Source organism: Nocardia sp. TBRC8007 (assembly GCF_056629435.1).
This window is the reverse complement of the sequence record NZ_JBWSOR010000003.1, coordinates 274,832-295,255: the sequence shown is the minus strand read 5'-3', so window position 1 is coordinate 295,255 and position 20,424 is coordinate 274,832. Positions and strand designations below refer to the sequence as shown.

Here is a 20,424-nt window from a genome sequence, read left to right as displayed (position 1 = left end):
TCGCTATCACCTACACGCTGTCCCCTATTCTTCTCCACTACTCTGTGGCCGAATCGAGCTCCATGGAAAGTCGTGCTCGACGGTGCCGTGGGGTCTGGACCGGGGTTGTCCCCTCGTTCCCCGAGAGTGCGCGCGCGGCAGCTTCGATTCGTTCTTCGTCGAGCAATATGGTGTCCGCAGCCGGGCCGAGTGGTACGAAACTGTCCGCGCTGGTGACCCGCGCGAGCTTTCCGGAGAAACCAGCGTCGATCAGGGCCGCGAACACTGTCTCGGATACGCCGCCGGAACGGCGGGTTTCGTCCACGACGAGCACGTGGCCGGTCGCACGTGCGTGCCGCAGCAGATCGTGCACCGGTAGTGGAGCCAGCCAGCGCAGATCGAGCACGCGTGCGTGGATGTCCTGGCGCGCCAGCTGTCGCGCCACGCGCAGGCTCATCGGTATGCCGTTGGCGAAGCTGACCAGAGTCAGGTCTTTGCCATCGCCGTAGACGCGAGCCCGGCCGATCTCGACGTGCTCGGTGCGTGACATGTGCGCCAACCAGCCGTCGTCGCCGGGTATATACAGGTCGCGGGTGTGATACAGCGCGATAGGCTCCAGGAACAGGCACACTCTGCCATCCACTCTGGCCGCGGATACGCAGGTGCGCAGCATGGCTGCGGCGTCGTCGGCTCGGGCCGGGGAGGCGAGGACTACTCCGGGGATATCCCGCAGCGCGGCGATCGAATTGTCATTGTGGAAATGTCCGCCGAAGCCTTTCTGATAGGCGTAGCCCGCGATCCGCACCACCATCGGGTTCCGAAATCGACCGTCGGAGAAGAACGACAGTGTAGCCGCTTCACCACGGATCTGGTCGGCGGCGTTGTGCAGATAAGCCAGGTATTGGATTTCCGGGATCGGTACGAAGCCTGCCAGCGCCGCTCCGAGCGCGGTACCGAGCACGCTCTGCTCATCGAGCAGCGTGTCGAACACCCGGCGCGCACCGAATGATTTCTGCAATCCCTTGGTCACTCCATACACGCCACCTTTGCGACCGACGTCCTCCCCGAAGACGAGCACATCGCGATCACGGGAAAGCAGCTCCCGAAGAGTGTTGTTTATCGCTTGGGCGAGGGTTGTCGGACCCTTCTGCTCGGCAGTGTCGTTTTCGCTGATGATGTCAGGAGTGTCGTTCAGTGCTGTTGTCGGGCTGGTGTTCGTCCGACTCGGCGCAGCAGGCCGCTGGTCCGGCAGTGGACCGGATCGATGCACGTCGGCGCGCACCAGTGCGGGTCGGGCCGGACCGATCGCCGCAATCACTGCTGCGGCGGAGCCGAGTTTCGGTTCCCGGCACACGCGTTCGGCTGCCGTGGCGACGCGGTGTCCCAGTTCGGTGTATCGGGCGCGCACATCGGCGGGCGTGGTCACACCGGATCCGACCAGAAGCCGTGCCGTCGTGAGCAGCGGGTCGCGGAGCAGATCGGCGGCGATGTCGGCAGGGCGCCGGTAGGCGGCTTCGACATCCGAGCCCGCGTGTCCGAGCAGCCGCACGGTGCGCAGATGGAGGAATGCGGGTCCGCGGTGCTCGCGCACCCATTGGACGGCGGTGTGCGCGGCTTGCAGTGCGTCGAGGACGTCGCATCCATCCGCGCTGAAGTATGGTAGGCCGGGCCGGTGGCCGAACGCCTGCTCGATCCAGCCCGAAGGGGTAGGGACACTGATCCCGATGCCGTTGTCCTCACAGATGAACAAGACCGGCACCGGAATCCCTTGGTGCGCGGTATGCATTGCGGTATTGATCGCCCCGGTCGCAGTGGAATGGTTCACCGACGCGTCGCCGAAACTGCACATCACTATCGCGTCCGAGGGCCATGGTCCGGGAACATTCAGCCGTGTCGCGCGATCGATGCCGAACGCCAACCCCACCGCGCGTGGGAGGTGCGAGGCGATGGTGGAGGTCTGTGGAATAACATTGGCCACTGAGTTGCCGAACACTTTGTGCCGCCCGCCGGAAATCGGGTCCGCCGCTGCGGCGACTACCCCGAGCAACACATCCCGGATCGGGTCGACACCGGCAATCCGACGAGCCCGGTGCACGAAGAACGCCCCGGATCGATAATGCAGCAGGGCAGGATCGGTGACCCGAAGGGCCGCGGCCACTGCGACATTACCTTCGTGACCGGAAGAGCCGATGCTGTAGTAACCGCGCCGGGCGCCGCCCAGGCGCCGGGCTGCGAGGTCTAGATGCCTGCTGGTCGCTTGCGACTCGAACAGTTCTAGGCATGCCGCGCCAGTCATCGTATTGCCGGGTACAATCGGCAGGTTCGCCGGTCGGCTCGGTCGCGGAGCGAGTTCCGCGAGCGCGGTCAAGAACCGCTCGTCCAGATCTGGCGCCTGCTCGGTCACCGAACGATCATCCCACATACCCCAACTAACAGCGGGGCGTAAGTTGCGATATATCCTGTAATCGCTAGAGGATAGCGGGAAAATTTACGGGAATATCAGGTCTGATATCGAAACTTGACTGTCGAGCTCAGTTCAGCGCCGTCGCAGCCTCCCGATCGAGCAACCATGTGGTGGAATCGATGCCTGTCGCGCCCGCCGCCGGAATGTCCAGCGGGGATGCGCCACCGATAGCTGCGGCGACCGCCTCGGCCTTGGTCGCGCCGCTGACCACCAGTACGACATGGCGAGCCCTCCGGATGGCGGGCATGGTGAGAGTCACCCGTACCGGCGGCGGCTTTGGTGAATTAGTCACGGCGACAACGAGTTCGTGCTCCTCGCGCGCTGCCTCGGTATGGGGGAACAAGGAATTCACGTGCCCCTCGCCGCCCATGCCGAGCAGATGCAGATCGAATGCGCCGTGGTCGGCGAGATGGGCGTGCACGGCCGCAGCGTACTCGGCTGCCGCCTCCACGGGGTCGGGGTACTCACCGTCGGAGGCGGCCACTGGGTGCACTCGCGCCGAGTCCACCGGTACGTGGTCGAGCAGCGCCTGTCCGGCTTGCAACGCGTTGCGCTCCGGATCACTCGTCGGTACGAAACGCTCATCGCCCCAGAACACATCGAGTTGGGACCAATCGATATTTCCTGGCGACTTGCGCACCTGCTCCAGCAGTGCGATACCGGTGCCGCCACCGGTCAGCACTACCGAGGCCGAGCCACGTTCGGCCTGGGCCGCGGTGACCACCGAGACGAAGCGGGCTGCCGCGGTAGCGACCAGCGATTCGACATCGAGATGGACCTCGACCGTGTCGCGGGGGAACGACGAATCGGTACGGTTACTCATAGATCACCTTCTCGATTCCGGCCAGTGCTTCCGCGTAGCTGTCATCGGCATCCAATCTGCGTAGTTCTTCAGCGAGGCAGTCACGGGTCTCCCTGCGCGCCAGCGCGACTCGTTGGACCGGATCGCCGGTGCGGGTGAGTGTCGCGGTGCGGCCGGTCTGGGGCCGCTCGATCGCGATAGAGACGGTGGGGCGGTGTAACTCCACGCGCAGCGGGCCGGTGCGGCGGTGTACGGGGCAGCCCAGCCTAGTGGCCAGCCAGCCGGCCAAAACATCCAGGGCGGGTTCGTCGCGCAACCCGGACACCATCGCCGAACTCACCGGTTCGAACGGCGGTTCATCCATAGCCGCGGCCAGCAGTGCGCGCCAGTAGGTGATCCGGCTCCATGCCAGATCAGTATTGCCGCTCGCATAGGAACCGAGCCGTCTCTTGATCGCCGCCTGCGGGTCGGCGGCGAAGGTGGCATCGGTGATGCGCCGGGAGGCCAGGCGTCCTACCGAGTCTTTGGCCGGGAACTCCGGGGCCCCGCGGGGCCACCAGGCGACCACCGGTGTATCCGGCAGGAGAAACGGGATGACGACGCTGCTTTCCTGGTTGACCAGTTCGCCCTGTAGTCGGAGCACGATCACTTCGGCGGCTCCGGCGTCCCCGCCCACACGGATCTGCGCATCCAGCCTGGTGGCAGCTTTCCGGTCGCCGCGGGCGAGCACCACCACGCGGCAGGGATGTTCGCGACTGGCGTCGTTCGCCGCGTCGATAGCCTCCTCGGCCTCGGAGCTGTCGAGAGTGCACACTACCAGGGTCAGTACCCGGCCCATCGTGATCACGCCGTAGCTCTCGCGCAGTCGCACAATGCGCTTGGTGACTTCCCTGGTTCTGGTCTCGGGCATGTCGATGATCATGGCCGCCGCCATTCCCGTCCGGTGCGGGCGAGCATTTCGTCGGCGGAGGGCGGGCCCCAAGTACCCGCCTCGTATGGTTCGGGCATGTCATCGGTGGCCCAGCGTTCCAGCACCGGATCCAATATGCGCCAGGATAATTCGACCTCCGCATTCACCGGGAACAGGGAGGGCTCGCCGAGTAGCACGTCGAGGATCAGCCGTTCGTAGGCCTCGGGCGAGGATTCGGTGAATGCCTCACCGTAGCTGAAGTCCATGCTGACATCACGCACCTCCATACCGGAGCCGGGCACCTTCGAGCCGAATCGCGTGGTGACGCCTTCGTCCGGTTGTACCCGGATGACCAGTGCGTTCTGCCCCAACTCTGCTGTCATGGTCTGGTCGAACGGCAGGTGCGGGGCCCGTTTGAAGATCACCGCGATCTCGGTGACTCTGCGGCCCAGTCGTTTACCGGTACGCAGGAAGAACGGGACGCCTGCCCACCGGCGCGTGTTGACCTCCAGGCTGATCGCGGCATAGGTCTCGGTCCGCGAATGCGGGTCGAACCCCTCCTCGTCCAACAGACCGACGACGTGCTCGCTGCCCTGCCAACCTTGCGCGTATTGCCCGCGCGCGGTGGTCTCGTCCAGCGGTTCGATCAGCTGCGTCGCCGAGAGCACCTTGATCTTCTCGGCCTGCAATTGGGTGGGCTCGAAGCTGATCGGCTCTTCCATCGCGGTGAGCGCCAGCAATTGCATTAGATGGTTCTGGATGACATCACGTGCGGCCCCGATACCATCGTAATAGCCCGCGCGACCGCCCAAGCCGATATCTTCCGCCATCGTGATCTGTACATGGTCGACGAAGTTGGCGTTCCAAATCGGATCGTACAGCTGGTTGGCGAAGCGCAGCGCCAGAATGTTCTGTACGGTCTCTTTACCGAGATAGTGATCGATACGGAACACTGTCTCCTCTGGAAACACCCGATTGACCAGAGCGTTGAGCTCTTGTGCGCTTTTCAGGTCGTGCCCGAACGGTTTCTCGATCACCACGCGTCGCCATGGTCTGCGGCCGAACTCGTCGGGGGCTTTACGTTGTGCCAGACCATTTTCGGAGAGCTGATCGAGCACGAGCGGAAAGGTCTTCGGCGGGATCGAAAGGTAGAAGGCGTGGTTGCCGCCGGTGCCGCGCTCCTTGTCCAGAGTGGCCAGCGTATCGGCGAGTTCGGCGAACGCCGCGTCGTTGTCGAAGCTGCCTTGGACGAATCGGATGCCCTCGGCGAGCTGATCCCAGACCTCCTGACGGAACGGGGTACGCGAGTGCGTTCTCACCGCATCGAGCACGACTGCGGCGAAATCCTCGTCCGCATAGTCGCGGCGGGCGAAACCGACCAAACCGAAGGCCGGGGGCAGTAGCCCCCGGTTCGCCAAGTCGTAGATGGCCGGCATCAATTTCTTCCGAGACAGATCACCGGTGACACCGAAGATCACCATGCTGCACGGTCCCGCGATACGAGGGAGTCGTTTGTCCCCCTTGACACGAAGCGGGTTCTGCCACTCGGTCGCGGCCTGCTGCTTGGTGGACGGGGTACCGGTCATCGGTCAGCTGTTCCCGGACTCGGTGGAAGAGCAGGCCGAGCGCAGCTCTTCGGTAGTGGCGGAAAGCAACTCCGCCCAGGACTTCTCGAATTTGTCGACACCCTCGCGCTCCAGCACCGCGAATACGTCGTCGAGATCGATACCGGCCGCGACGAGCTGGTCGAAGACTTCTTCGGCCGCCGCGGCCGTGCCGGTGACGGTATCGCCGTGGCTCGCACCGTGGTCGGCGACCGCTTCGAGCGTCTTCTCCGGCATCGTGTTCACCGTGTCGGGTGCGACCAGTTCGGTGACATACATCGTGTCGGGGTATTCCGGATTCTTCACGCCGGTAGAGGCCCACAGCGGCCGTTGCCGATTCGCGCCGGCCGCGGCCAGTGTCGCGTAGGTGGAGGCATGCGAGCCTCCGTCGAATACGTCCTGATATTCGGCATAGGCCGCGCGGGCATTGGCGATACCGGCTTTTCCGCGCAGCGCGAGCGCGGCCGGGGTGCCGATCGTCTCCAACCGCTTGTCGATCTCGGTATCCACCCTGGACACGAAGAACGAAGCGACGGAATGAATCGTGGCCGGGTCGTATCCGTCCGCCACGGCCTGCCGCACGCCGTCCAGGTAAGCGGCTATCACCGCGCGATAACGCTCGACCGAGAAGATCAGCGTGACGTTCACGCTGATGCCCTGCGCGAGCACTGCGGTGATCGCGGGCAGGCATTCCACTGTGGCCGGAATCTTGATCAACAGATTGGGGCGGTCGACGACCTTCCACAGCTCGACCGCCTGCGCTACGGTCTTGTCCGCATCGAACGCCAAGCGGGGGTCGACCTCGATGGAGACTCGGCCATCCACCCCGTCTGTCGCTTCATAGACCGGAGCGAGTATGTCGCAGGCGGCCCGGACGTCGTCGGTGGTGATGGTGCGAATCGCGGCGGTGGCGTCGGCGCCTTGCGCGGCAAGCTCTTTCACCTGATCGTCATAGGCATGGCCCTGGCTGAGCGCACCTTGGAAGATCGTCGGGTTGGTGGTGATCCCGGTGACGCTGCGAGTGGCGATCAGATCGGCCAAGTTGCCGGACCGGATCCGTGTCCTGGACAGATCGTCGAGCCATACCGACACCCCCGCCGTGGAGAGGCCGGCGAGATTTTCGTTCTGAGCCATGAGCGCTTATCCCTTCACGTTCTCTAGCGTGCGCCGCGCGGCGGCAACGACGGCTTCCGGAGTGAAACCGAATTCGCGGAACAGGGTCTTGTAATCGGCGGAAGCGCCGAAGTGCTCGATCGACACGATCTCGCCCGCGTCACCGGTGAACCGGTGCCATGGCATCGCGATACCGGCCTCGACGGCGACGCGAGCGGTGACCGCGGGTGGAAGCACCTCGTCCCGGTAAGCCTTGTCCTGCGCGTCGAACCACTCCACACAGGGCATGGACACCACACGGGTGGCGATGCCCTGCTCTTCCAGCGTAATGCGGGCGGCGATGGCGAGCTGGAGTTCCGAACCGGTGGCGATCAGGATCACGTGCGGGTCGCCCGTGGACGCCTCAGCCAGAATGTAGCCGCCTTTCGCTACACCGTCATAGTTGGTGCCCACCAGAATCGGCAGCTCCTGGCGAGTCAGTGCCAGCGCCGAAGGGCCATCTCGGTGTGGCGGCTCGGACACCGAGAAATGCGATGTGTGCTCGCTGCTGTCGCGTTCCAAAATGGCGCGCCAGGCATACGTGGTTTCGTTGGCGTCGCCGGGCCGGACCACGTTCAGGCCGGGGATGGCGCGCAATGCGGCCAGGTGCTCGACCGGCTGATGGGTGGGTCCGTCTTCGCCGAGACCGATGGAGTCGTGGGTCCACACATAGATAGCCGGCACCCGCATCAGCGCAGCCAACCGGACCGCAGGGCGCATGTAGTCGCTGAACACCAGGAAGGTTCCGCCATAGGGGCGGGTCGGGCCGTGCAGCGCGATGCCGTTGAGGATCGCGCCCATCGCGTGCTCGCGGACGCCGAAGTGCAGGGTGCGGCCGTAGGGGTTTGCCTTCCACATGCCGGTCGAAATCGATTCCGGTCCGAAGCTGGGCTGATCGGGCATCGAGGTGTTGTTGGACTCGGCCAGGTCGGCCGACCCGCCCCATAGTTCCGGCAGCACCGGTGCCAGTGCGGCAAGCACCTTACCGGAGGCCTTGCGGGTGGCCATGCCCTTGGGATCCGGCTCGTGGACCGGTAGGCTCGCCACCCAGTTCTCCGGCAGCCGCCGCGCGGCAAGTCGGTCGAACAAAGCCTTGTTCTCCGGGTTCGCCGCGGCCCATGTGTCGAACGACTGCTGCCACTGCGCGTGCGCCCGGCTGCCCCGTTCGCCTACCTTGCGGGTATGCGCGATGACCGCGGGGTCCACTTGAAAGGTCTGCTCCGGATCGAAGCCGAGGACTTTCTTGGTGGCGGCCACTTCGTCGGTGCCGAGTGCGGCGCCATGTGAAGCGCCGGTATTCATCTTGTTCGGGGCCGGGTAGCCGATGATGGTGCGCAGCACGATGATCGAGGGCTTGCCGGTCTCGGTGGTGGCGGCCGATAGCGCGGTCTCGATGGCGACGACGTCTTCACCGCCCTCGACCACCTGCACGTGCCAGCCGTAGGCCTGGTAGCGCTCGGCCACGTCCTCGGTGAAAGCAATGGTGGTGTCGTCCTCGATGGAGATCTTGTTGTCGTCGTAGACCACCACGAGGTTGCCCAGCTGCTGGGTGCCCGCCAGGGATGACGCTTCGGAAGTGACGCCCTCTTCCAGATCACCATCCGAGGCGATCACATAGACGAAGTGGTCGAACGGGCTGGTGCCCGGCGCGGCTTCAGGGTCGAAAAGGCCGCGTTCGCGGCGCGCCGCCATCGCCATGCCGACCGCCGAGGCCAGGCCCTGGCCGAGCGGGCCGGTAGTGATCTCGACGCCATCGGTGTGTCGGAACTCCGGGTGCCCTGGGGTGAGCGAACCCCATTGACGCAGGTTCTCCAGGTCGGTGAGCTCCAGGCCGAAACCCGCCAGGTACAGCTGGATGTATTGGGTGAGGCTGGAGTGCCCGCACGACAACACGAAACGGTCCCGGCCGACCCAGCCGGGATCGCGAGGGTCGATGCGCATGATGCGCTGGTAGAGGGTGTAGGCCAGTGGCGCCAGGCTCATCGCGGTACCAGGATGGCCGTTTCCGGCGTTCTGCACCGCGTCGGCGGCGAGGACCCGGATGGTGTCGACAGCCTTGGTGTCAAGATCTGTCCAGTCGTCCGGATAGTTCGGCTGAGTGAGGGCGCGGATGTCGTCTGTGATCGACACGACCGAGGTTCTCCTGACATTGGTTTCGTCGACGGCGGGTGGTTTCTGACGGCGATGATCGCGCGGCAGCTACCGCGTGCATTCCGGGTATACCCAACCACCCTAGATGTGCCTACCGGTCCGCACCGCGCTAACCCGTGTTTAATCGGTGGCGACATAGGTAGGCGGATGTTCCGGGAGCCGTTGGACGGGGGCCGGAGCCGTCTTGATCGAGCGACCCGTCCCGGCCTCGGTGACGACCGACTGGGCGGCGCGGGACGGCCGCGGGTGGCCGTTCGGGCGGTGTAATGCGGGCGGTCCGACGCATCAACCGTTTGGATCCCTTGTGCGGGGGTGAGGGAAGGAGCGAGGGCGGCGAGGGTCTACCATCCCCTGTAGTAGTCGCACCGCACCGGTCGGAGGGTGCTGGGCGGACATACCGGATGCGATGCACAGCGTGCGAGGAGAGATAGTGCGGATTGGGCAACAGCCGGGTGGCGATGGTGCACACGGCTCCTCCGCGACGGCGTTGACCGACCGGTTCACGGGTGCCGGGCTACCGTCCAGGCTGCTGCGGTGGATGCTGGCTTATCTCGCGCTGACCAAGCCGAGAGTGATCGAGTTGCTGCTCGTCGCAACCATCCCGACTATGCTGCTCGCCGACCGTGGCACTGTCGACATTCGTCTGATCCTCGCCACGCTCTTCGGTGGCTGGATGGGTGCCGCGAGCGCGAACACGCTCAATTGTGTCGCCGATGCCGATATCGACAAGGTGATGAAGCGCACCGCCAGGCGCCCCTTGGCCAGGGACGCTGTGCCGACCAGGAACGCTTTCGTATTCGGCGTCGTGCTCGGTATCGGCTCGTTCGCCTGGTTGTGGTGGCAGGCCAATCTGCTCAGCGGCCTGCTCGTCGTGGCGACGATCCTGTTCTACGTTCTCGTGTACACCTTGGTGCTCAAACGCCGCACCTCGCAAAACGTGGTGTGGGGTGGCGCCGCTGGTTGTATGCCCGCGCTGGTCGGGTGGTCGGCGGTGACCGGAGACATCGGCTGGCCTGCCATAGCGCTGTTCGGTGTCATCTTCTTCTGGACGCCGCCACACACTTGGGCATTGGCGATGCGCTACAAGGAGGACTACCGCGCGGCAGGCGTGCCGATGCTGCCGGTGGTCGCCACCGAGCGGGCGGTCACCCGACAGATCGTCATCTATACCTGGTTCACCGTGTTGACCACGTTGGTTCTCCTGCCCGCGACCGGCGTCGTCTACGCGGCGGTGGCGGTGGTGGCCGGTGCGTGGTTCCTGCTCATGGCCCACCAGTTGTACGCGGGGGTGCGTCGTGGCGAATCGGTGAAGCCGCTGCGGCTGTTCTTGCAGTCGAACAACTATCTGGCCGTGGTGTTCTGCGGCCTTGCGGTGGACTCGGTGCTCGGCTGGGGCACCATCGGCAGTTTCTTCAGCTGACGGCGCCGACGCAGCCGCAGGCCGGACGGATACGCGGGTACCGGCCACCGCGTTGCCGACCAGTGCGGCGAGTTCAGGGAAGAAGCACGATGGAGCCGGTCGTTTTGCGGCCCTCCAGGTCACGGTGGGCCTGTTCGGCTTCGGCGAGTGGATAGGTCGCACCGATCCGGATATCCAACGTGCCATCGGCGAGGGCGGCGAGGATGTCGCCTGCTCGCCAGGCGAGTTCGGCGCGATCGCGGGTGTAGTGCACGAGAGTGGGGCGAGTGATGAACAGCGAACCGTATGGGCCGAGTCGTTGCAGGTCGAATGGCGGTACTGGGCCGCTCGCCGCGCCGAAGAGAGCAAGAGTTCCGCGCACGCGCAATGCGGCCAGACTCGATTCGAAGGTCGCTGCTCCGACGCCGTCGTAGACCGCGGCCACGCCGATGCCTTCGGTGAGCGTACGTACTTGGTCGGCGAGGTCGTCGCTGTACCGAAGGACCTCGGCGGCGCCCGCCGCATGGGAGAGTTCCGCTTTGGCGTCGGAGGACACCGTGGCGATCACCCGGACGCCACGTGCGGCGAGCAGCTGGGTCATGATCAACCCGACACCACCTGCGCCCGCGTGCACCAGCACGCTTTCCCCTGGCTTCGGCGCGTAGATCGATTCGATGAGGTAGTGCGCGGTCATGCCCTGCAGTAGCGCCGAGGCGGCAACTGATGTCTCGACCTCGTCCGGCACCGCGATGGCGACCCTGGCGGGCACCGCGACCCTCGGTGCGTAGCTTCCGGGTGCGGCTGCCCACGCGACTCGGTCGCCGATCGCGAACTCGGTCACGTTCGCACCGATCTCGGCGACTATCCCGGTGCCCTCGGCCCCCGGAATATAGGGAATGTTCTGAGGGTAGCGCCCGGTTCGGAGGTAAGTGTCGATGAAATTGACGCCAATTGCCTGGGTATCGACCAGCAGCTGGTCCGGCCCGATTCGCGGATCGGGTACCTCCGTGTACTTCAAGACCTCGGGACCACCGTGTTCGGAAACCTGAATGGCGCGCATGAGATTCAGTTGTACACCCGAAGGGCGAGCTCATTTACTACTGGTCGGTAAACTACATGCCATGAGTGCTCAAACCGATACTGCCCCGGCGAAGCCATCGGGCGCCCTCGTGGAGTCCGTCAAAGGGTTCGTCGCTGATCACGGCGGTTCCGCCACGGCCGTGCTCCAACCGATCGGGCGGATCGGTGTTCGTATCACACTGGTTGGTGCCGATGGAGTCCTCGGCGATCGTGTGGTCGACAGCCTGGCCGCCGCCAAGAAACTCGTCGCAACCATCGACGGCCTCACCGAAGCCGAGGAGTGGAATCGAGAGTTGACCGCGATCGTCACCCCACGCACCGGCCACTGGGCCGAGATGGCGGGCTGGGTCGCCAAGCAGACCAGTTTCCCCAAGGCGCGTAACGAGGTCTAATTCGTCCTGGACAGCTCGCCGGGGCCGAGCGGGCCGGCTCGAGGCCGTGCAGCTCAGGTATCGCCGGAGTTATCGCGCAGCTGGCAGACACCCCAGCGGACGAGCCAGGCAGCAGCGGTGAGATAGAGAACACCCGCGGCTATCATCAGTACGCCGTAGTCCACCGCCCAGCCGGGGAATCTGGTTACCGAGACGATCGCGGCGCTGACCATCATCACGCCCGTGAGCACAGCGATCGGCGCGAGTGGCGTCAGGTCGACGTCACCATCGTCGCGGGGTGTTGTGGGAGGCATACGCGGTCGGTTCCGGGTGCGATTGCTGAGGGTGCGATTGCTGAGGGTGCCATTGCTGAGGGTGCCATTCTATCGCTCTCGGCAGATGACAACCAGGTGCGGCGCATGATGTAGCAGGTTCTGGCTGGTCGATCCGACCAGCAGCCCGGTGAGCCGGTTGTGCCCGCGGCTACCGGTCAGCACCAGCTGCGCGTCTTTGGCATGGTCGAGCAGAACTTGGGTCGGCGAGCCCTTCTCAACCACTTTGTCGACAGCGACATCCGGATATTTTTCGCTCCATCCGGCCATGCGCTCGGATAGCAGTTCCCTTTCCTGTGCGGCCAGCGCGGCCCAGTCGCCGGGTACCGGTGTCCACTCCAGCAGGTCGGGCTCATTCCAGACGTGCAACGCGATCACCTCGACGCCTAGTGCAGCGGCCAGCTCGAATGCCTCGGTGACCGCGGCGGAGCTACCCGGGCTGCCGTCGACACCGACCAGCACCGGCCGCTCGTCCGGAAGTGGCCGGTCTGGATGCCCCCGCCACACCGCCACTGGACAGGTCGCTTTGTTCGCGACAGTAAGCGCGGTGGACCCGAGCAGCAGCGTGCTGAACCGATCCCCGAGATTTGCCGCCACGACCACCATTCGCGCGGAAGCGCTGTATTCGATCAGTTTGTGTGCGGGCACGCCGTGCTCGGCGATCTGGTGGATCTGCACCTGTGGATGGTCGGAATGCACGGCTTCGAATGCCCCTTCGAGTTTGCGCTGTGTCGTAGCCCGGAGCTCGGCGAGCAGGTCGGTTCCGGCGAATGCCGTCGCGGCCAGCGGATAGTCGACAGGGGGGACAACGCTGAGTAGTACTAGGGGGACATGCAGGCGATTCGCGACAGCGCCTGCCCAGCGTGCTGCGGCCAGGGCGGTAGTGGTGCCATCGATACCGACGACGATCGACTGACGATCTACATGCGAGCTCATCTGTCCTCCGGCGGGTCGTCGCGAGGTCTTTTATCTCTACCCTCGCAGCCGAGCGCCTGGCGCAACCGAGTCGGCAGCCCTTGATGGCGGGGACTTAAGGCCCCGGCCCCGGCTCAGGCTGTCTGTGCTGCCGAGTCGGACACCGACAGGCCGATCCGTTCCCTGGTGCGCATCGAAGCCCAGAGTGCCGCGGTGGCGGCGGTGCAGGCCGCGGCACCACCCACGTGTCCGACGACCAGCGCCGCCGGGACATTGGTGAAGTACTGCACGACGCCGACCAATGCTTGCGCGCAGACCAGCCCGAGCAATACGAACAGCCGGATTCGAACCTGTGGGGTGATGCCGACGGCGAACAGCCCGAATGCCAGTCCGATCAGCAGCGCGAGATACCCGACCAGCATTTGCGAGTGCAGGTGCGTCAAGGTGACGATCTCGATTTGCAGTCGCTGTACTGGACGCTCGATACTCTTGTCGCCCGCGTGCGGTCCCGCGGCGGTCACCAGCGTGCCCGTGATCAAGACGGCGCCGAGCGCGATGCCGCCGAGTGCGGTGAGCCAGCGCAGCGGCGCGGGCGCTCGCACAGTGGCGATGCCCTCGTCGGGCTCACCGATCTTCGCGTAGAGCACCACAGCGAGCCAGACCATTACCATCGACGCGAGCAGGTGCAGCGCGACTGTCCACCACAGCAGCCCAGTGCGTACCGTCACGCCGCCGATGATCGCTTGCACAACGGTGCCGCCGGGCATCAGCCATGCGTACACCAACACTTCGCGGCGGCGGCGTGCGCGGGTCACTGCGAGTACGACCAGCGCCGCACACAGAGTGACTACGAAAGTAAGCAGCCGGTTGGAGAATTCGACCGCCTGGTGGATGGCCGGGACCTCCGACACCGCGACCGGAGTGAAGCTGCCGGGGAAGCATTGCGGCCAGGTCGGGCAGCCGAGACCGGACGCGGTGACCCGGACGATGGCACCGGTGATCGAGATGCCCGCCTGGGAGGCGATAACCGAGATGGCAATCAGGCGTTGCGCTCGAAGCGAGGGCAGCGGCAGCTTGTCGACGAGTCGCAGAAATGCTCGATACAGCACGTCGAAAATGGTAGCCGGGCAGGATCCAGCGCCTACACCCGGTCTACTACGTTTCGTCGTTGTGGAGCGGTGGGATCAATGGAAACGGAACAGCCGGGACGCGAGGATGCCAGCCCCTGAGCCCCACGCCGTCAGCACGGTCAGCCCGAACAAATCGACGTGGCTGCGCATCGCGTCTTCCAAGGTAACCGCCAGCGCACCCGAGGGCACCAGGCGTACCAGTGTATGTACTGCGGTGGGCAGACTATCGGTGGTGAACACGACGCTGGCGACACCGAGCATGAAGAACCACAGGATGTTGGCCAGCGCGAGCACCACCTCGGCTTTGAGCGTGCCACCGAGCAGCAGACCCATCGCCGCGAATGTGGCTGTGCCGAGCGCGATAACGACCGCGCCGAGCAGAAACCCAGCGGATTCGGGCCGCCAGCCCAGCGCGAAACCGATCACGCCGAGCAGGATTGTCTGCAGCACGACGACGATGAGCACAGCCATGCTTTTGCCCGCGATGATGCCCCAGCGCGGCAACGCTGTCGCGCCGATCCGTTTGAGTGCGCCGTAACGGCGATCGAAACCGACTGCGATGGCCTGACCGGTGAACGCTGTGGACATGATGGCCACCATCATCACGGCGGGCACGATCGTGTCCACCCGGTGCGTGCCGAGGTTGCCGAACGGTAGCAAGCTCAAACCGAGCAGCAGGGAGATCGGGATGAACATGGTCAGCAGCAGTTGTTCGCCGTTGCGCAGTAACAGGATCAGCTCGAGCCGAGTCTGTGCGCGCAGCATCCTGGCGCGGGAATTCGGACGGGGAGCCGGGGTGAAGGTGCCCGGCGCGAAGCGGTTGGTGGTCAGATCATGTGTGCTCATCCGCGGAGATCCCGTCCGGTCAGTTCCAGGAAAACATCTTCGAGTCTGCGCTGATCGATCCGTATATCGGTGGCCAGCACGTTCATTTGCGCGCACCATGCGGTGACGGTTGCGAGCACCTGTGGAGTGATCTCGCCCTCGATCAGGTACGTGCCAGGAGTGGCCTCCCTGGGTGCGAAGCCTTCCGGTAGCGCGGTCCGCAATAGCTCTACATCGAGTCTGGCTGGTGCGCAGAATCGGAGTTGCCCGGCTGCCCCGCGTGCGGTGACCTCGGCCGGGGTGCCAGAGGCGACGATACGGCCGTGGTCGATGATCACCAGCTGGTCGGCGAGCTGCTCGGCTTCGTCCATCAGATGCGTGGTGAGCACGACGGTCACCCCGTCCCTACGCAGGGCGTCGATCAGTTCCCAGACCATCAGCTTGGCCTGTGCGTCCAGCCCAGCCGTCGGTTCGTCCAGGAATGTGATCTCCGGCTTGCCTACCAACGCGCAGGCCAGCGCGAGCCGTTGTTGCTGGCCGCCGGAGAGGCGGCGATAAGGGGTGCGGCGATTGTCCTGGAGCCCGAGCGTGCGCAGCAACCATTCGGTGTCGAGTGGATCGGCGGAGTAGGAGGCCACCAGCTCCAGCATCTCGCCTGCGCGCGAGCCGGGATACGCGCCGCCGCCCTGGAGCATGACGCCGACGCGGGGACGCAGCCGTTCGGTATCGCGGACCGGGTCCAGCCCGAGTACGCGCACCGTACCAGTATCCGGCTCGGTGAATCCTTCGCACATCTCGACCGTCGTGGTCTTGCCTGCGCCGTTGGGGCCGAGCAGTGCGAGCACCTGTGCCTGTTCGACCTCGAAGGTCAGGCCGTCCACCGCGGTGGTGTCGCCATACCGTTTGCTGATGCCGTCGATGCTGACGGCGGGTTCGGAGGCTGTGGTCACGACTGCACCTCGCCGTCGATGGCTCTCTCGCTGCGCTCGGTCACGGTGTCACACCGTAAGAGGTGGTGGCCTGCGACGGAGTCGGTACCCCCGTTTGTCCACGCCAGGGCAGTGCATTGCGGGTGATCACCAGGAACAGCACACCGACGATCGCGGTAGCGAGGGCGGCGCCGACGATCTGGAATACTTCCAGGTCGGCGCCGCGTGGCATCAGGATCACGCTGACGATCGCCGAGAATGCCACCGCTGGAACGCGGAAGACCGGCCGGGTCGCCCACGCGGCCATCGGCACGATCGCCCACAGCAGATACCACGGCTGCACCACGGGGAGCAGCAGCACGATGGCACCGAGGGCTACGCCGAGTGCGCCGACCGGATACAGCCGCCCGGTACCGGCGGCGGTCAGCATGCGCACGGTGAAGAAGCCTGCGACCACTGCCGCGATCGGTCGGGTGATGCTGAGTAACGCGGTGGTGTGGTCACCGATTCCGAGCAGCACACCGCCGAAGCCGGTGATGATGCCCAGCGCCGTCGGCAGGGACATCCAGCTGCGCACCACACTCGCGGTATTCACCGTGTAGATCCACCCGAATCCGAGCCCGCTCGCCGAACTGATGAAAAGCGTTGTGCCGAGGGCGATCACGCCGAGCATCGCGGCCGCGGCGGCGATCGTGCGCCAGGAGAGGCCCCAGCGCCGGGCCAACGCCATACCGACGAAGCCGAGTGCGATGATCGAGGTCACTTTGATCGACGAAGACAGCGTGATGACGACCGCTCCGCTGATCAGCCAGGCGTAGGCACGGCGGTCGAACGGGTGGGTGTCTTCGATGGCGCGCAGACAGAACTCCAGCCCGGCCAGCATCAGACCCAGCATCAGCGCGTCGTTGTGCACGCCGCCGACCAGGTGGAACAGTACTAGTGGGTTGGCCGCGCCCAGCCATAGCGCGCTCACCGGCGCGACACCGCAGCGCACCGAAAGCCGCGGTAGGGCCCAGACGATCAGCGCGACACCGCCCAGTGCCAGCAGCCGGTGCACCCAGACGCCCGCGATAATGTTGTCGCCGGTGAGCTCGGCGATGCCGCGGCCGATCCAGAGAAACAGCGGGCCGTAGGGGGCCGGCGTGTCGCGCCAGATGGTCGGAACGTTGTTGGTGAGGACATTGTCGATCCCGAGGCCCGCGACCGGCCCCTCTTTATAGGGATCGATACCGCGTGCGGCGATCTCGCTCTGTGCCAGATAGGAATATACATCGTTGCTGAAAAGCGGTGGCGCGACGCTGAGCGGGATGAGCCACAGCAATAGCGTGCGGTCCAGCTGTGAACGGGTCAGCCGGTGTATCGGGGAGCCGCCCGCGCCGCCGACCGCGAATCGACCGAGCAGCAGCCAGGCGAGCACGACGACAACGGTGCCGATCATGCACATGGCAAGCGATCCGGTGTGTGCGCGGGCGAAGATGCCGAGGACCCGGACACCGGAGGTCGGATTCTGGTGCACCGGCTGCGCGCCGATGCCGAGCGCGCTGATCGCCATCAACACCGTACCGGTCGCGCCCATCAGGCGGATTCGGGCGAGTTGCGTCAGTTCGTCGCGGTCGAGACCTGGCACCTCCGATTCGTCGCGGTGCAGCACCGCGATGGTGTGATCGGCAGCGGGCACATCGAGCCCGAGTGCCCGGCGTCCCAACGCCAATGTGCTGCGCCGTGCGTCCTCCAGTACCGCCACGAGATGAAGCCTAGTTCGCGCGGTGATCGCCCCCCTCGGACGGGGAGTTCCGTACTTGGTTCCGGCCCGCCGTGACATGCGTCGATGGGATGTGGTCGAGGGGGTTGCCTCGGCCGGGGGGGTCGGCCGGGGGAACGGGTTCGCCGAGCCCGATCTTCCGCTGCGCGCGGCGCATCCAGGACGGTGCCCACCAGCAGTTCTCGCCGAGGAGTTTCATGGTGGCGGGAACCAGCAGCATGCGCAGGACGGTGGCGTCGATGAACAGCGCGGCGATCATGCCGTAGGCGATGTATTGCATCATCACCAGGTCGGAGAACGCGAAGGCGCCGACGACTACGAGCAAGATGAGTGCGGCGGCGGTGATGATCCGCCCGGTATGGGCGATGCCGATGCGTACGGCCGCGGTAGTGGAGGCGCCGAGGGCGCGTGCTTCGACCATACGGGAGAGCAGGAAGACCTCGTAGTCGATGGAAAGCCCATAGATAATGGCCATGATCACCACGAGCACGTTGGCCTGGATCGGTTGCGGGGTGAAGTTCAGTAAGGATGCGCCGTGGCCGTCGATGAAAATCCACGTCAGGATGCCGAGGGTGGAGCCGAGTCCGAGTGCGCTCATCAGCACGGCCTTGATCGGCAGCACCAGAGATCCGAAGGTGAGGAACATCAGCAGGGTGGTCACCAGCACGACGAGTACGACCATCCACGGTATTCGGGTCAGCAAGGCATCGATGCTGTCTTTCTGCAGCGTGGGTACACCGCCGACAAGCATCGACACGGTCTTTGGTTGTTCGATCGAACGCAGGTAGTCGATGGTCGGTCCCGCATTGTCGGAATCGGTGAGGACCGCGGTGGCACGATAGACATCCGGTTGCGTAGTGGAGCGAATCGGAACATTGAACGGCTCGGCCAGGCCGGGCGCCTGGTTCGCTTGTTTCCATATCGCGCCGATCGCAATGGTGTCGGTCGAGACGAATGCCAACTCGATCGGATCGGACTTGCGCAGTGGGAAGTAGTGGTCGATCTGCTGCTGGGCCAGGCGAGTCGGGTTATCCGGCGGTAGATACTTCTCGCTGAATCCGCCGAAGGACAGATTGCCGATCGGCAGGATCAACAGCACCAAGACGATGACCAGCGGAACGGCGATCTCGACCGGGTGGCGCATCACCCAGCCGGCGCAGCGTCCCCAGAAACCGTTCTCGACCGCGCGGGCGGAGGTGGATGTCCGGAAACGGAAACGCCCGAGCCCGAGCATATCCACGCGTGGTCCGAGAACGGCGAGCAGAGCGGGCAGAATGGTGATCGCGGTCAGCGCCGCCATCGATACCGTCGCGATCGCGCCGTAGGCGATGGACTTCAGGAAACCTTGCGGGAACAGCAGTATGCCGCCGAGGCTGGCGACGATCATCGTCGCGGAGAACACCACAGTGCGTCCTGCCGTCACCACCGAGCGATGTACTGCGGTGTGGGTGTCGTAGCCTGCGGTGAGTTCCTCCCGAAAGCGGCTGACGATGAACAACCCGTAGTCGATGGCCAGGCCGAGTCCGATCATGGACACGACCGGGGAGACAAAGTAATCGACCTCGGTGAACCCGGTAAGGAGCCGGATGATGCCGAAAGCACCGAATACGGTGAGCCCGCCGACGATCAACGGCAGAGTGGCGGCGACGACGCCGCCGAAGACGAACAACAACAGTATTCCGACCGCCGGGAACGCCAGCAGCTCCATGCGATGGATATCGGCGGCAGTAGTGTTGTTGAGCGCACCTGCTACCGGTTGTAACCCGCCGACCCGCACATCCACACCAGGGATGGCGAAGGCATCTTCGACGGCACGGAAATTGTGGCTTACCTCGGTGTCGTCATCGCCACGTATCGCGATCGCAGCGACCGCGTGTTTCTTGTCCTCGGTAGCGGCTCGCGCGCCGCTGAATTTCCCGGTCTCGGTGGGCCAGTACGCGGCATTGATTCCCGCGATCTGCTCCGGATATCGTCGCGGCAGACTATCGAGGCTGTCGATGATCGTGCGGGAGAATTCCGGGTCGTCCACGGTTTTGCCGTCTGGTGCGGTGTAGAGGACCACCACGTCCACGTCGTGATTACGTCCGAAGGCCGCATCAGCCAGTCGGCCTGCGTGCGCCGACTCCGAGTTCGGGTCGAACATTCCGCCCGAACTCAAATGATTTTCCAATCCAAGCCCGAAACCGGCCAACCCGAGCATCGCGGCAGTCACAACACCGATGACCACGAACCGGCCCCGCGAAACCCGCTCCCCCCACCACGCGAACACCTCAGTTCACCACCCGCTCGCGGTCACCCAGGCGTCGGGATCGGTAAGTAGCCGTGGTGGGTTCGCCGTTCGGTCGGCATCCGAATGCTCCCGTGCCGGACACAGTGATCGCCATGAGGCAGATACCCTTTCTTCTGGCACTGTTTTCCCAGCACCGTTTTCACTGACGCGCCTTCCGGCCGAACGAACCGTCCCCGCGACCGGTTCCTGGAATCGGTCGGTTCCCCGCGACTGTGCGATCTCGCCCTAGAGCCGTCCAACCTAGAACAGTGCCGCCGACCCCGTCAGCTCGTCTCGGCGTGCTGCGGAATGGTTCTGCGTATCCGGTGTGGTCGGTGGAGATAAGCATC

Annotated in this window: 16 protein-coding genes; 2 read left to right on the top strand and 14 right to left on the bottom strand. The window is 65.0% G+C overall.

Going from position 1 to position 20,424, the window contains the following annotated elements; genetic code table 11:
* Positions 1 to 37: 37 nt before the first annotated feature.
* The 6 genes from ACX4ZE_RS05535 to tkt all read right to left on the bottom strand — a co-directional run bounded on the left by ACX4ZE_RS05535 (position 38) and on the right by tkt (position 9,041).
* Positions 38 to 2,401, bottom strand: a complete 2,364-nt coding sequence (locus tag ACX4ZE_RS05535) for a thiamine pyrophosphate-dependent enzyme (RefSeq protein ID WP_480272203.1) — start codon at positions 2,399 to 2,401, stop codon at positions 38 to 40.
* A 109-nt stretch (positions 2,402 to 2,510) separates the two neighbouring features.
* Positions 2,511 to 3,266, bottom strand: coding sequence for a 6-phosphogluconolactonase (pgl, locus tag ACX4ZE_RS05530; RefSeq protein ID WP_480272202.1), 756 nt, complete (start codon positions 3,264 to 3,266; stop codon positions 2,511 to 2,513).
* The gene (opcA, locus tag ACX4ZE_RS05525; protein WP_480272201.1) at positions 3,259 to 4,167 is read right to left on the bottom strand and encodes a glucose-6-phosphate dehydrogenase assembly protein OpcA; all 909 of its coding nucleotides are present in this window, start codon (positions 4,165 to 4,167) and stop codon (positions 3,259 to 3,261) included. Before opcA ends, pgl begins: the two co-directional genes overlap by 8 nt.
* The gene (gene zwf / locus ACX4ZE_RS05520) at positions 4,164 to 5,741 is read right to left on the bottom strand and encodes a glucose-6-phosphate dehydrogenase (protein ID WP_480272200.1); all 1,578 of its coding nucleotides are present in this window, start codon (positions 5,739 to 5,741) and stop codon (positions 4,164 to 4,166) included. Before zwf ends, opcA begins: the two co-directional genes overlap by 4 nt.
* A gap of 3 nt (positions 5,742 to 5,744) precedes the next feature.
* On the bottom strand, positions 5,745 to 6,893 hold the full coding sequence (gene tal, locus ACX4ZE_RS05515) for a transaldolase (RefSeq protein WP_480272199.1): 1,149 nt from the start codon (positions 6,891 to 6,893) through the stop codon (positions 5,745 to 5,747).
* Positions 6,894 to 6,899: 6 nt separating this feature from the next.
* Entirely contained in the window at positions 6,900 to 9,041 is a 2,142-nt protein-coding gene (tkt, locus tag ACX4ZE_RS05510; protein ID WP_480272198.1) for a transketolase, read from the bottom strand.
* Between the two features lie 508 nt (positions 9,042 to 9,549).
* On the opposite strand from tkt, the gene ACX4ZE_RS05505 reads away from it, so the two are divergent.
* Positions 9,550 to 10,482: a heme o synthase gene (locus ACX4ZE_RS05505; RefSeq protein WP_480272255.1), complete on the top strand. Its 933-nt coding sequence runs from the start codon at positions 9,550 to 9,552 to the stop codon at positions 10,480 to 10,482.
* 73 nt (positions 10,483 to 10,555) lie between these two features.
* On the opposite strand, the gene ACX4ZE_RS05500 is transcribed toward ACX4ZE_RS05505, so the two are convergent.
* On the bottom strand, positions 10,556 to 11,521 hold the full coding sequence (locus ACX4ZE_RS05500; RefSeq protein ID WP_480272197.1) for a quinone oxidoreductase family protein: 966 nt from the start codon (positions 11,519 to 11,521) through the stop codon (positions 10,556 to 10,558).
* Between the two features lie 61 nt (positions 11,522 to 11,582).
* Here ACX4ZE_RS05500 and ACX4ZE_RS05495 point away from each other — a divergent pair, with 61 nt between their 5' ends.
* Positions 11,583 to 11,933, top strand: a complete 351-nt coding sequence (locus tag ACX4ZE_RS05495) for a hypothetical protein (RefSeq protein ID WP_480272196.1) — start codon at positions 11,583 to 11,585, stop codon at positions 11,931 to 11,933.
* 53 nt (positions 11,934 to 11,986) lie between these two features.
* Here the strand turns inward: ACX4ZE_RS05495 and ACX4ZE_RS05490 are convergent, their stop codons facing one another.
* From ACX4ZE_RS05490 to ACX4ZE_RS05460, 7 genes are all read right to left on the bottom strand, one after another.
* Positions 11,987 to 12,226 (bottom strand): hypothetical protein, encoded by a 240-nt coding sequence (locus ACX4ZE_RS05490; RefSeq protein ID WP_480272195.1) that lies wholly within the window; start codon positions 12,224 to 12,226, stop codon positions 11,987 to 11,989.
* Between the two features lie 69 nt (positions 12,227 to 12,295).
* Positions 12,296 to 13,180 (bottom strand): universal stress protein, encoded by an 885-nt coding sequence (locus ACX4ZE_RS05485; RefSeq protein WP_480272194.1) that lies wholly within the window; start codon positions 13,178 to 13,180, stop codon positions 12,296 to 12,298.
* Between the two features lie 113 nt (positions 13,181 to 13,293).
* Positions 13,294 to 14,268, bottom strand: a complete 975-nt coding sequence (locus ACX4ZE_RS05480; protein WP_480272193.1) for a COX15/CtaA family protein — start codon at positions 14,266 to 14,268, stop codon at positions 13,294 to 13,296.
* A gap of 75 nt (positions 14,269 to 14,343) precedes the next feature.
* The gene (locus tag ACX4ZE_RS05475) at positions 14,344 to 15,135 is read right to left on the bottom strand and encodes an ABC transporter permease (protein WP_480272192.1); all 792 of its coding nucleotides are present in this window, start codon (positions 15,133 to 15,135) and stop codon (positions 14,344 to 14,346) included.
* A complete protein-coding gene (locus tag ACX4ZE_RS05470; protein WP_480272191.1) occupies positions 15,132 to 16,064 on the bottom strand; it encodes an ABC transporter ATP-binding protein in 933 nt (310 codons plus the stop codon). Before ACX4ZE_RS05470 ends, ACX4ZE_RS05475 begins: the two co-directional genes overlap by 4 nt.
* Positions 16,065 to 16,104: 40 nt before the next feature.
* The gene (gene mptB, locus ACX4ZE_RS05465) at positions 16,105 to 17,787 is read right to left on the bottom strand and encodes a polyprenol phosphomannose-dependent alpha 1,6 mannosyltransferase MptB (RefSeq protein WP_480272190.1); all 1,683 of its coding nucleotides are present in this window, start codon (positions 17,785 to 17,787) and stop codon (positions 16,105 to 16,107) included.
* Positions 17,788 to 17,797: 10 nt separating this feature from the next.
* Positions 17,798 to 20,074 (bottom strand): MMPL family transporter, encoded by a 2,277-nt coding sequence (locus tag ACX4ZE_RS05460; RefSeq protein WP_480272189.1) that lies wholly within the window; start codon positions 20,072 to 20,074, stop codon positions 17,798 to 17,800.
* Between the last annotated feature and the right edge of the window lie 350 nt (positions 20,075 to 20,424).